Source organism: Pseudomonas sp. D47 (assembly GCF_045447305.1).
In the GTDB taxonomy this organism is placed as follows: domain Bacteria; phylum Pseudomonadota; class Gammaproteobacteria; order Pseudomonadales; family Pseudomonadaceae; genus Aquipseudomonas.
Genome location: NZ_JBJGXU010000024.1, coordinates 73,073 through 84,810, shown reverse-complemented (window position 1 = coordinate 84,810; position 11,738 = coordinate 73,073). Strand labels below are relative to the sequence as shown.

The 11,738-nt window shown below is 62.7% G+C and carries 10 protein-coding genes; 9 read left to right on the top strand and 1 reads right to left on the bottom strand.

Translation table 11 applies throughout. The features are described 5' to 3' along the window. Window positions 1-144: 144 nt before the first annotated feature. On the bottom strand, window positions 145-1,134 hold the full coding sequence (locus ACI77I_RS17350) for a GntR family transcriptional regulator (RefSeq protein ID WP_094952998.1): 990 nt from the start codon (window positions 1,132-1,134) through the stop codon (window positions 145-147). 349 nt (window positions 1,135-1,483) lie between these two features. On the opposite strand from ACI77I_RS17350, the gene ACI77I_RS17345 reads away from it, so the two are divergent. The 9 genes from ACI77I_RS17345 to ACI77I_RS17305 all read left to right on the top strand — a co-directional run bounded on the left by ACI77I_RS17345 (window position 1,484) and on the right by ACI77I_RS17305 (window position 11,732). Further along, the gene (locus ACI77I_RS17345; RefSeq protein ID WP_094952997.1) at window positions 1,484-2,815 is read left to right on the top strand and encodes an amidase; all 1,332 of its coding nucleotides are present in this window, start codon (window positions 1,484-1,486) and stop codon (window positions 2,813-2,815) included. An 11-nt stretch (window positions 2,816-2,826) separates the two neighbouring features. Beyond that, entirely contained in the window at window positions 2,827-3,705 is an 879-nt protein-coding gene (locus ACI77I_RS17340; protein ID WP_053254585.1) for a polysaccharide deacetylase, read from the top strand. 29 nt (window positions 3,706-3,734) lie between these two features. Continuing rightward, window positions 3,735-5,075, top strand: coding sequence for an MFS transporter (locus tag ACI77I_RS17335; RefSeq protein WP_242154601.1), 1,341 nt, complete (start codon window positions 3,735-3,737; stop codon window positions 5,073-5,075). Window positions 5,076-5,085: 10 nt separating this feature from the next. After that, window positions 5,086-5,847, top strand: coding sequence for an SDR family NAD(P)-dependent oxidoreductase (locus ACI77I_RS17330; protein ID WP_094952995.1), 762 nt, complete (start codon window positions 5,086-5,088; stop codon window positions 5,845-5,847). A gap of 138 nt (window positions 5,848-5,985) precedes the next feature. Then, entirely contained in the window at window positions 5,986-6,735 is a 750-nt protein-coding gene (locus tag ACI77I_RS17325) for an SDR family NAD(P)-dependent oxidoreductase (protein WP_094952994.1), read from the top strand. 13 nt (window positions 6,736-6,748) lie between these two features. Beyond that, window positions 6,749-7,045 carry a hypothetical protein gene (locus ACI77I_RS17320; RefSeq protein WP_094952993.1) on the top strand — a complete coding sequence of 99 codons (297 nt, stop codon included), beginning with the start codon at window positions 6,749-6,751 and terminating at the stop codon, window positions 7,043-7,045. Then, complete coding sequence (locus tag ACI77I_RS17315; RefSeq protein WP_094952992.1) at window positions 7,042-8,016, top strand: GTP-binding protein; 975 nt, start codon at window positions 7,042-7,044, stop codon at window positions 8,014-8,016. Before ACI77I_RS17320 ends, ACI77I_RS17315 begins: the two co-directional genes overlap by 4 nt. Then, complete coding sequence (locus ACI77I_RS17310; protein ID WP_406998037.1) at window positions 8,013-9,188, top strand: PotD/PotF family extracellular solute-binding protein; 1,176 nt, start codon at window positions 8,013-8,015, stop codon at window positions 9,186-9,188. The genes ACI77I_RS17315 and ACI77I_RS17310 overlap by 4 nt, the downstream gene beginning before the upstream one ends. 207 nt (window positions 9,189-9,395) lie before the next feature. Beyond that, on the top strand, window positions 9,396-11,732 hold the full coding sequence (locus tag ACI77I_RS17305; protein WP_094952990.1) for a bifunctional diguanylate cyclase/phosphodiesterase: 2,337 nt from the start codon (window positions 9,396-9,398) through the stop codon (window positions 11,730-11,732). The last annotated feature ends 6 nt before the right edge of the window (window positions 11,733-11,738 follow it).

The following is an 11,738-nucleotide window of genomic DNA, read 5'->3' as shown; positions in this document are numbered from 1 at the left end:
ACCCCCGCGACAACCAAAGAATTCAACCCATAAAAAAGATGTGTAGATACCTAAGCTGCAATGGCGGTGCATCAGCCACTGATGTGTTGGCTGGCAGACCGCTATCTCAGGCAAACCAGCTCCCACATTTCAGAGCACGTGGGGTCAGCTGATCTTGTGGAGGTAGGCGGGAATCGGCTGTTCCGGTAGCACCGACAACACCTTCAAACGCTGCAACATACGCTGACTGGCCCGTTGCAAATGCTCACGCAAATTCAGCGCCGCCGCATCGAAGGCGCCGTGCAGCAATAGCTCCAGAATCAAGCGATGTTCGGCGAGCATGGCGGGATCTGCGCCTATCCCCAGTAAACGGTAGAAAATTCGACTGATGATCATCGGGCTCTGGCCCTGGCGAATCAGCGCGGCGATCTTGCGGTTCTGCAGGCCGGCCAGGCAGCGCTGGTGCAAGTCCTCCTCGATCTGCTCGATGGCTTGCAGGCTGCACTGCGGGCTTTGCTGGGCCTCCAGCACGCGCTGCAACATGGCCTCAAGCATCTCGCGGTCCAGGTTCGGCGCGCTCTGGCGCAGGGCTTCGGGTTCCAGGCAGGCGCGCAGTTCATAGTCTTCGGTGACTTCGCGCGCGGTCAGCGGCCCCGCCAGCCATTGGGAGTAAGGCTCTTTTTCCACCAGGCCACGGTCGCGCAGGCGCATCAGCGCTTCACGCACCACGGCGCGGCTGACACCGTAGTGGTCGGCGGCGGCTTGCTCGTCCAGGCGGTAATGGCCGAAGGCGATGCACGTGGACAGCGCCGCGCCGATTTCCTCAACAATCCGCTCGCCCAGCGGCCGGGTGTCTACCAGCTCGTCGTCGCCATTAAGGCCCAGGTGTGCATGGCTCAGCGGCAGGCGCAGCGGCTCCATGACCAGGCCTTCGGGGTTGATCAGGTAACCGCGTCCGTTGAAGCGGCAGATCAGGCCTTCATCGTGCAGCAGGTCCAGCGCCTTACGCACCGGCACGCGGCTGGTGCCGAACAGCTCGGCCAGCGGCGCTTCCAGCAAGACCAGCCCGTGGCGGGCGGTGCCGTTGACGATGGCGTCACGCAACACGGTGTGAATCATCGCGTAACGGGAAGCGGAGGCGGACGCTGCTTTCATCTGCTTCTCTAGGTAAAGAGTGGATGGGTTTGTAGGAAAGTGGCTACGGATTCTCTCATAGTTGCCGCTGTCACTCTGCGCCACGGTGGTGGCACTTTTTTGGGGCCTTACCCGTCACGTTGTTACTTTTCTGCACCAAAATGTATTGATTAATAAAAGATACATTATTTCATTCAAGGTCTGTTCCAGCACCTTCATCCGATATTTTTGCCGCCTACAAAACCATCTAGTCCGTAGCTCCAGGCAATAAAGCGCACTCGCGAAAAATGCGTGTTGAGAGACTGGCACGAAAGCTGCCTTTGTAAAACGTACATTTTAATAATATGTACGTTTTAAGAAGGTCATCTTGATGTCAGACGCCACCTCAATGGCCGAAGCTTTTGCCAGTGGTCGCAGCGACCCGGTGCAGGTCCTCGAACAGGCACTGGTTCACGCGAGCCTGGCCCCCAGCGTGTTTATCTCCCTGACGGCCGAGCGTGCCCGCCGAGAAGCTGAAGCCAGCGCCGCTCGTTGGCGTGCCGGCCAGCCGTTGAGCGTGTTCGATGGTGTGCCGCTGGCCTGGAAAGACCTGTTTGACGTCGCCGGCAGCATTACCACCGCCGGCGCCAACTACCGTCGCGAGGCGCCAGCCGCGTTGCTCGACGCGCCGAGCGTGGGGCTACTGTGTCGCGCCGGGATGGTCAGTATCGGCAAGACCAACCTCAGTGAACTGGCGTATTCCGGCCTGGGCCTGAACCCGCATTTCGGCACGCCCTACAACCCGAGCGGCAGCGATCAACCGCGCATTCCCGGCGGTTCATCCTCGGGTTCGGCCGTTGCCGTGGCCGCCGGTATCGTGCCGATCGCCATGGGCACTGACACCGCCGGTTCGATCCGCATCCCCGCAGCATTCAATGGCGTAGTGGGCTACCGCAGCAGCAGCCGGCGCTACAGCCGCGACGGCGTCTTCCCGCTGGCGCACACCCTCGACAGCCTCGGCCCGCTGACCCGCAGCGTGCGCGATGCGCTGACGATCGACGACCTGCTCAACGGCCGTGCGCAAACCCACACTGCCCGCAGCCTCAAGGGCCAGCGCTTTGTGCTTGAGCAGGGCACGCTGGAAGACATCGAGCCGGCCGTACGCAATAACCTGCTGCGCGCGGTGGACCAACTCAAGGCCGCGGGCGCGCTGATCGAGGTGCGTGCGTCCGCCACCTTCCAGGCCACCCTCAACCTGATCAAGCAGGACGGCTGGCTCGGCTCATTCGAAGCCTTCGCCCTGCACGAAGCCTTGCTCGACAGCCGCGACGCCGAGCAACTCGACCCGCGCGTACGCCGCCGCCTTGAAGCCGCGCGTGCACTGCCCGCCAGCCAATTGCTGCACCTGATCGACGCGCGCTGCCGCTTGCAATACCAACTGGTCGACGAGCTCGACGGCGCCTTCCTGATTACCCCCACCGTCGCTCATGTCGCACCGCCGTTGGCCGCCCTGGAGGCAGACGATGACTTGTTCGTGAAAACCAACCTCGCCACCCTGCGCCTGACCATGCCCGGCAGCTTGCTCGACATGCCGGGCGTTGCCCTGCCCAGCGGCCGTGATGCCCTGGGCTTGCCCACCGGGCTGCTGCTCAGTGCCCCGACGGGGGAAGACGCGCGGCTGTTGCGCGCGGCGTTGTCCGTCGAATCCGTAATGACTATTTAAGGAGACACACCATGGCTAAAGACATCCTCTGTGCATTTGGCGTCGACGTAGACGCAGTCGCCGGCTGGCTCGGTTCCTACGGCGGCGAAGACTCGCCGGACGACATCTCCCGTGGCCTGTTCGCCGGTGAAATCGGCGCGCCGCGCCTGCTCAAATTGTTCGAACGCTACGGCCTGCGCACCACCTGGTTTATCCCTGGCCACTCGATGGAAACCTTCCCGGAGCAGATGAAGGCGGTGGCCGATGCCGGTCACGAAATCGGCGTGCACGGCTACAGCCACGAAAACCCCATCGCGATGACGGCCGAGCAGGAAGAAATCGTCCTGGATAAGTCCATCGAACTGATCACCCAAGTCACCGGCAAACGCCCGACCGGCTACGTCGCGCCCTGGTGGGAATTCAGCAAGGTCACCAACGAGCTGCTGCTGAAAAAAGGCATCAAGTACGACCACAGCCTGATGCACAACGACTTCCACCCCTACTACGTGCGCAAGGGTGACAGCTGGACCAAGATTGACTACAGCCAGCACCCCGACACCTGGATGAAACCTTTGGTGCGCGGCGAAGAAACCGACCTGGTGGAGATCCCGGCCAACTGGTACCTCGACGACCTGCCGCCAATGATGTTCATCAAAAAAGCCCCCAACAGCCACGGCTTCGTCAACCCGCGCCACCTGGAAGAAATGTGGCGCGACCAGTTCGACTGGGTCTACCGCGAGCACGAACACGCGGTGTTCACCATGACCATCCACCCCGACGTGTCCGGCCGCCCGCAAGTGCTGCTGATGCTCGAGCGTTTGATCGAACACATCCAGAGCCATGCCGGCGTGCGCTTCGTCACCTTCGACGAAATCGCCGACGACTTTATCCGCCGCCAACCGCGTTCCTGACCCTTAGCCCACACCCCGAGGCGCGATCTATGTCCATCTACAACAAGCTTGACCTGACTGGCTGGAAACCCCGGCAACTGACGTCCAAGGAGGTGCGCTTCGCCACCTGGATCGCGTTTTTCGCCTGGGTGTTTGCGGTGTACGACTTCATTCTGTTCGGCACCTTGCTGCCGGAGATCGGCCGACACTTTGGCTGGGGTGAAGTGGAGCAAGCTGAGATCGCGACCTGGGTGGCGGTGGGCACGGCGGTGGTCGCCTTTGCGATTGGCCCTGTCGTCGATAAGTTGGGGCGGCGCACAGGCATTATTGTCACCGTGGCCGGTTCCGCGCTGTGCTCGGCGCTGACGGCGATTGGCGGGGCGTGGGGCAAGTCGCCGCTGATTCTGATCCGTTCGCTGGGCGGCCTGGGCTATGCCGAGGAAACCGTCAACGCCACGTATTTGAGCGAGCTGTATGGTGCTTCTGAAGACCCGCGCCTGACCAAACGTCGCGGGTTTATCTACAGCCTGGTGCAGGGCGGCTGGCCGGTCGGTGCATTGATCGCCGCCGGTTTGACCGCGCTGCTGCTGCCGATTATCGGTTGGCAGGGTTGCTTCATCTTTGCCGCTATCCCGGCCATCGTGATTGCGATCATGGCGCGCAAGCTCAAGGAAAGCCCGCAGTTCCAGATACACCAGCGCATCAGCGAGCTGCGTAAAAGCGGCGCGGTGAAAGAAGCGCAAAACGTCGCCGTGACCTACGGCGTGGACTATGACGAACACAGCAAGGCCGGCCTCAAAGCCGCCTTCCGTGGCCCGGCTCGCCGCGCCACGCTGGTGATCGGCGCCGCGCTGTTGCTCAACTGGGCGGCGATCCAGGTGTTCAGCGTGCTGGGGACTTCGGTGATCGTCAGCGTGCACCACCTCTCGTTCGAGAACTCGCTGATCATCCTTGTGCTGTCGAACCTGGTGGGTTACTGCGGCTACCTGACCCACGGCTGGATGGGCGACAAGATCGGCCGTCGCAATGTTATCGGCTTGGGCTGGATGCTCGGCGGCCTGGCGTTTGCCGGGATGCTGTTTGGCCCCAGCAATATGCCCATGGTGGTCGGGCTGTACAGCCTGGGCCTGTTCTTCCTGATTGGGCCGTACTCGGCGGCGCTGTTCTTTATCAGCGAGAGTTTCCCTACCAGCATCCGCGCTACCGGCGGCGCGATCATCCATGCCATGGGCCCGATTGGTGCGGTGGTCGCCGGCTTCGGCGCCACCCAAGTGTTGTCCGCCGGCAGTGACTGGCAGACCGCCGCGCTGTGGTTCGGCGCGCTGCCGTGCTTTTTGTCCGGCGCCTTGATGTTTGCCGCCCGCCATGTGCGCCCGGAAACCGTTCAGTAAGGAGTGTTTGATGAGCCGTAAAGTTGCCTTGATTACCGGTGCCGCCAGCGGCATCGGCCAAGCCCTCGCCGTGGCCTATGCGCGCAGCGGCGTGGCGGTGGTGGGCGGGTATTACCCGGCTGACCCGCATGACCCGCACACCACCGTGGCCCAGGTAGAAGAAGCCGGTGGTGAATGCCTGATGTTGCCGCTGGACGTGGGCGATACCGCCTCGGTAGACGCGCTGGCCGCGCAAGCCGTGCAGCATTTTGGCCGCCTCGATTACGCGGTGGCCAATGCCGGTTTATTGCGCCGCGCGCCGTTGTTGGAGATGACCGATGCGTTGTGGAACGAGATGCTCAATGTCGACCTGACGGGGGTGATGCGCACCTTCCGCGCGGCCACCCGGCATATGGGCGAGGGCGGGGCGCTGGTGGCGATTTCGTCGATTGCCGGCGGTGTGTATGGCTGGCAGGAGCACAGCCATTACGCCGCGGCCAAGGCCGGCGTGCCGGGGTTGTGCCGGTCGCTGGCGGTGGAGTTGGCGCCGTTGGGGATCCGTTGTAATGCGGTGATTCCGGGGTTGATCGAGACGCCGCAGTCGTTGGATGCGAAGAACTCGTTGGGGCCTGAGGGGTTGGCGAAGGCGGCGCGGGCGATTCCGTTGGGCCGGGTAGGGCGGGCGGATGAGGTGGCCTCGTTGGTGCAATTCTTGACCAGCGATGCGTCGAGTTATTTGACTGGGCAGAGCATCGTCATCGACGGTGGCTTGACTGTGCGCTGGCCGGACTGACTCCACGCTCTGCAAAAAAGGTGGGAGCTGGCTTGCCTGCGATGGCGGTGGAACAGTTGAAATATTTGTAGCTGACCCGCCGCTATCGCAGGCAAGCCAGCTCCCACAGTGGACCGTGTTTGCCTTAGGAGATTCTGCATGCATCAACTCACCCATCGCCGCGCCGTCATCACCGGTGCTGGCAGCGGCATCGGCGCCGCCATCGCCCGCGCCTACGCCGCCGAAGGCGCGCGGCTGTTGCTGGCCGACCGCAACGCCGCCAGCCTTGCCGAAACCGCCATCTCCTGCCGCAACCTCGGCGCCGAAGTGTTCGAATGCCTCGCTGACGTCGGCACTGTCGAAGGCGCCCAGGCCAGCGTCGACCGCTGTGTCGAGCACTTCGGCGGCATCGATATTTTGGTCAATAATGCTGGCATGCTTACCCAGGCGCGTTGCGTCGACCTCTCCATCGAGATGTGGAACGACATGCTGCGTGTCGACCTCACCAGTGTGTTCGTGGCCAGCCAGCGCGCCTTGCCGCACATGCTTGCGCAGCGCTGGGGGCGGATCATCAATGTGGCCTCGCAACTGGGCATCAAGGGCGGCGCCGAGCTGACCCACTACGCCGCCGCCAAGGCTGGCGTGATCGGTTTCACCAAATCCCTGGCGCTGGAAGTGGCCAAGGACAACGTGCTGGTCAACGCCATTGCGCCGGGCCCTATCGAAACGCCGCTGGTGGGCGGCATCAGCGCCGACTGGAAGCGCGCCAAGGCCGCCGAATTGCCCCTGGGCCGTTTCGGCCTGGCTGATGAAGTGGCGCCCACCGCCGTGCTGCTCGCCAGTGAACCGGGCGGCAACCTGTTCGTCGGCCAGACCCTGGGCCCGAACTCCGGCGATGTCATGCCATGAGCGAGGTGTAGCCATGTGCGGACTCTGCGGCTTGCTCGGTGAAGACCTGCACTGGAGCGACCCCTTAGGCGATGAACTGCCACGGCGCCGCGAACGCTTGCGCCGGATCGCTGCGATCAACCAAGTGCTGGCGGTGTTCCGGCTCAAGGTCGAAGACTTCCAGGGCGCGTCGTACCTGCTGTTGGGCGCCACCGGCAAGCAAGAACTGGCGAGTGGCCTGGATCAACTGTGGCAGGCGGCTGAAAACATGCTCGGGCGCCCGCTGGACCCGCTGGATCCGCGCTTGCTTGATCACTTGGAGTCATCATGAGCATCGCCCTCAATGTCATCACCGGTTTCCTCGGCAGCGGCAAAACCACCTTGCTCAAGCGTCTGCTACAAGGCGAAAGCCTTGGCGACACCGCGTTGCTGATCAACGAATTCGGCGATGTCGGCATCGACCATCTGCTGGTGGAAGAAGTGGCGCCGGACACCGTGCTGCTGCCCAGCGGCTGTGTCTGTTGCTCGATCCGTGGCGAGCTGAAAGACGCGTTGCTCGGCTTGCTACAACGGCGTGAGCGCGGCGAAATCCCGGCGTTCAAACGGGTGATTCTTGAGACCACCGGCCTGGCTGATCCGGCGCCAATCCTCGCCACGCTGAACAACGACGTGCAGCTGCGTGGGCGTTTCCATATTGGCCTGGTGATTACGTTGGTCGACGCCAGCCACGCTACCCTGCAAGAACGCCTGCACCCGGAATGGCTGGCCCAGGTCGCCGCTGCAGACCGCCTGTTGCTGAGCAAGACCGACCTGGCCGGCGACTGTGATGCACTGCGCGCGCACTTGCAGGCACTCAACGCCGGTACGCCGATCCTCAATACCCATGAGGTTCACAGCGGCGACCAACTGCTGCTCGGCGAAGGGTTGCGCAGCGCCGAACCGGCTGTTGAAGTCAGCCGTTGGCAATTGCACCAAACCACCACCGCCACCCACGGCGCGGCGCAAGTGTGCTGCCTGAGCTTCGACCAGCCGCTGGACTGGGTTGGCTTCGGGGTGTGGTTGTCGATGCTGCTAAGATGCCACGGCGAACGAATCCTTCGCGTCAAAGGACTGCTCAACGTGAACGCAAGCTCGGCCCCTATCGTCATTCATGGCGTGCAGCATTGCCTGCATGCCCCGGTGCACTTGCCCGCGTGGCCGGGCACCGACCGCCAATCGCGGCTGGTGTTTATCCTGCGTGGCCTCGACCCGGCGCTGTTGCGGCGTTCCTTTGAAGTGTTCTCCCGACGGTTTGCCGCATGATCACGTTACGCGTGCTCGGTACCTCCGTAACCTTGCTGGAATGTTTGCGCGTGCGCGCCGAACAGGAATTGGGTATTCGCCTGGTGTACCAGGTACACGACGTTGCGCAGGCCCAGCGCATCGCGGTGATGCAGCCCGACAGCTACGACCTGTACGACCAGTGGTTCCACAACGTCGACTTCGTGTGGCCGGCGCGCGCGATCCAGCCTATCGACACGCGGCGAATCGCGCTGTGGCATGAGATCAACGACCTGCCCAAGCGCGGTCGCTTGTCGGCCAACGATCGCTTGGGCAGCGGCAGCGTGCCCAGTGAGCGCCTGTTCGTGCAGCACGACGGCAGCCTCGGCAGCACCGTGACCGATCGCATCAGCATGCTGCCGCTGACCCACAACGCTGACAGTTTTGCCTACCGCCCCGAACGTTTGCCCGAAGGCTTCAGCCACGGCAATGAAAGCTGGGGCTGGCTGCTTGACCCGGCCTGGCGTGCACGCACCGCGTTGCAAAGTGATGCCGCGATTGGCGCCCTGGACGCCGCGTTGGCAGTGCAAGGCGCGGGGCTGGCGCAGTTCAAGGACATCGGCAATATGAGCATCGAAGAGATCGATGTGCTCGCCGACATCCTGGTGCGCAAGCAGAAGGGAGGGCACTTTGCGGCGTTCTGGTCGGACGATGAAGAGGCGGCGCAGTTGATGCTCAGCCCCAGCATCGATATCCAGAGCCTGTGGTCGCCGACCTTGATGCGTTTGCACCGTGCCGGGGTGAAGTACCGGCTGGCGGTGCCCCGCGAAGGCTATCGGGCTTGGTTTGGCGGGTTGTCGTTGTCACGCCATGCCCAGGGCTCGGTGTTGGATGCGGCTTACGCTTATCTGAATTGGTGGTTGTCCGGCTGGCCTGGGGCGGTCATGGCGCGCCAGGGCTATTACATCGGCAACCCGGCGCGTACGCGCGATAATTTGAGCAGTGCCGAGTGGGATTATTGGTATGCTGGCAAGCCTGCCCGGGAGGAGTTGTTGGGCAGTGATGGTTTGCCGTTGATTGATGTCGGCGATGTGCGCGATGGGGGTTCCTATGCGCAACGCATGGGGCACATTGCGGTGTGGAACTCGGTGATGGATGAGCACAATTATCTGGTGCGCCGGTGGGGGGACTTCATGCGGGCGCGCACCGCTTAGATCAATGAGTGCCATGGCGTCAATAGACTGACGATGATGTTCCTGTCTTTGTTGGGTGTACTTATCCCAAGTCCCAGCTAATCTGCTAAAACAAAATATCCAATAAAAATAGATGTTTTTTTGACGCCAGGGCAGCAGTCGCCAGGAACACGTATGACAAAGGGACGGATTGGCAAAGAACGGCGAACGCTGCCGGAGGGCACGGCAATGCAGTGGCGCCACACCTTCCAAACCCGCATAGCCGGGGTGTTGGCGCTATTGCTGCTGGTGGTTATGGCCGCCACCTATTTTGCGGTCAAGGCCGCCACTACTCGCGCGGTAGAAAACCAGGCACAGGTGCAACTCACGACCGGCAGCCAAGTGTTCGAGCGCCTGCTGGACCTGCGCGGGCGGCGCCTGCAATACGGGTTGGACTGGCTGACTGTCGACGGGCCCTTCAAGCAAGCGGTGATCGAGGGCAAGACCGAATCGATTCAGGCGGCGCTGCGTCGCCATGGCACGGGCCTGCACTCCAGTGAGGTATTTGTGTTGAGCCTGGATGGCAAGGTGATCGTCAGCACCTTACCCGTACTGACCTACGGCCAGTCGTTTCCCTATGAGGAGGCTTTGCGCCATGCGCGGCGCAGTGGCCAGCAGATGCTCATCGTCGCCTTGGACGGGCAACCGTATTTGCTGGTGCAGGATGAAGTGCTCGACCCCGAGCCCATCGCTCGCGTGGTCATGGGTTTCCCCATGGGCAAGTTGTTCGCCAATGAGCTGCGCTCCATGAGCAACCTTGAAGTGTCGTTCCTCAGCGTGCAGGACGGCCGCGCGGGCGAGCTGTTCAGTACCCAGCCCGAGGCCTACCAGACCACCGTCATCAGTACGCTGCGCGAAGCACACCTGAACCCTGAAGCCCAGATCTCCGTGTTTTATGGGCAGCGTGTGCTCAGCCAGGTGCTGCCGTTGGCCAACACCGGCGATGGTGATGAGGTACGCGTGTTGCTGCAAAGCCCGCTCGACCATGCGCTGGAGTCCTTTGCGCCGCTGGACCGGCAGTTCCTCGGGATCGCCCTGGCGGTGCTGTTGGTGTCGCTGGCGGCGGCGTTGCTGCTCGCGCGCCGCGTATCGCGCCCGCTCAACGCCTTGGTCGAGGCCGCCGAACGCATTGGCGCCGGTGACTACCGCACGCCGGTGCGGGTGCGCAGCCACGATGAATTCGGTTTGCTCGCCCGCGCCTTCAATGCCATGCAAAGCGGCATTGCCGTGCGCGAGCGCCAACTGGCGCATAACGCCCTGCATGACCCGCTCACCGGCTTGCCCAATCGCGCCCTGGCCATGGAACGCCTGGGCAGTGCGATCAGTGCGCGGCGGCCCGTGGTGTTGCTGTACCTGGGGATTGAAAACTACCGGGTGATCAACGAAGGCTTCGGCCCCCAGGGTGTAGAGGAAATGCTCCGTGAAGCCAGCCGATGCCTGTCCATGAGCCTGCTGGCCAGCGACACCGCCGCGCGCATTGCCGGCAGTGAGTTTCTGCTGTTGCTGGAAAATACCGAGATCGACCGTGCCGTGGCCCGCGCCGACCGCTTGTATGGGCTGCTCACCGAACCCCAGCGCATCGGGCATGACGAAGTGCGTCATGAAGTCAGCATCGGCATTGCCGCATACCCCACCGACGGCCAGCAGGTGGAAGAGCTGATCAGCCGCGCCGCGATCGCCCGGCATGATGCGGCGAGCCTGCCCGGGCATCTGCAGATCTACCAGCAGGACCGCGACCTGGCGCACCAACGCCAGATCACCTTGATCCGCGACCTGCGCCGCGCCGCCATCGAAGGCGAATTGTTCCTGTGCTACCAGCCCAAACTCGACCTCAACCATGGCCATGTGCACCAGGCCGAAGCCTTGCTGCGTTGGCAGCACCCAACCCTGGGCCAGGTGTCCCCTACCGAATTCATTCCCTTGGCCGAGCGCACCGGCAGCATGGGTGGCTTGACCTTGTGGGTGATCGAGGAGGCGATCCGGCAAATCGCTGATTGGGCACAGCGTGGTTTGCACATGCAGCTCTCGGTGAATATTTCGGTGGACGACCTGGGCGATGATGACCTGGCCATTCGCGTCACCGCGTTGCTGGTGCAATACAACGTATTGGCCGAGCAGTTGATCTTCGAGATCACCGAAAGTGCGATCATGCACAACCCGCAGCAGGCCCTCAGCGTGCTGGAGCAACTGCGCGGCTGTGGCATCAGCCTGTCGGTGGATGACTTCGGTACCGGCTATTCATCCCTGGCGCAATTGCAGCGTTTGCCGGTGCAGGAATTGAAGATCGACCAGTCCTTCATCCGCAACCTCGACAGCGCCAGCGGTGACGGCGTGATCGTGCGTTCGACCATCGAAATGAGCCACAACCTGGGGCTCAAGGTGGTGGCCGAAGGCGTGGAATTTGAGCCCAGCCTGAAGCTGCTCAAACAGTGGAAGTGCGACACGGCCCAGGGTTACCTGATCAGCCGGCCGTTGACTGCCATGGCGTTTGAGATGTGGATGCGGCGTGAGCGCGTACCGACTTAACCGCGG

Bases quoted from the DNA above. Each gene is read 5' to 3' on its own strand.
- ACI77I_RS17335 (WP_242154601.1), top strand. From the start codon at position 3,735: ATGTCCATCTACAACAAGCTTGACCTGACTGGCTGGAAACCCCGGCAA.
- ACI77I_RS17305 (WP_094952990.1), top strand. From the start codon at position 9,396: ATGCAGTGGCGCCACACCTTCCAAACCCGCATAGCCGGGGTGTTGGCG.
- ACI77I_RS17340 (WP_053254585.1), top strand. From the start codon at position 2,827: ATGGCTAAAGACATCCTCTGTGCATTTGGCGTCGACGTAGACGCAGTC.
- ACI77I_RS17315 (WP_094952992.1), top strand. From the start codon at position 7,042: ATGAGCATCGCCCTCAATGTCATCACCGGTTTCCTCGGCAGCGGCAAA.
- ACI77I_RS17330 (WP_094952995.1), top strand. From the start codon at position 5,086: ATGAGCCGTAAAGTTGCCTTGATTACCGGTGCCGCCAGCGGCATCGGC.
- ACI77I_RS17320 (WP_094952993.1), top strand. From the start codon at position 6,749: ATGTGCGGACTCTGCGGCTTGCTCGGTGAAGACCTGCACTGGAGCGAC.
- ACI77I_RS17325 (WP_094952994.1), top strand. From the start codon at position 5,986: ATGCATCAACTCACCCATCGCCGCGCCGTCATCACCGGTGCTGGCAGC.
- ACI77I_RS17350 (WP_094952998.1), bottom strand. From the start codon at position 1,134: ATGAAAGCAGCGTCCGCCTCCGCTTCCCGTTACGCGATGATTCACACC.
- ACI77I_RS17310 (WP_406998037.1), top strand. From the start codon at position 8,013: ATGATCACGTTACGCGTGCTCGGTACCTCCGTAACCTTGCTGGAATGT.
- ACI77I_RS17345 (WP_094952997.1), top strand. From the start codon at position 1,484: ATGTCAGACGCCACCTCAATGGCCGAAGCTTTTGCCAGTGGTCGCAGC.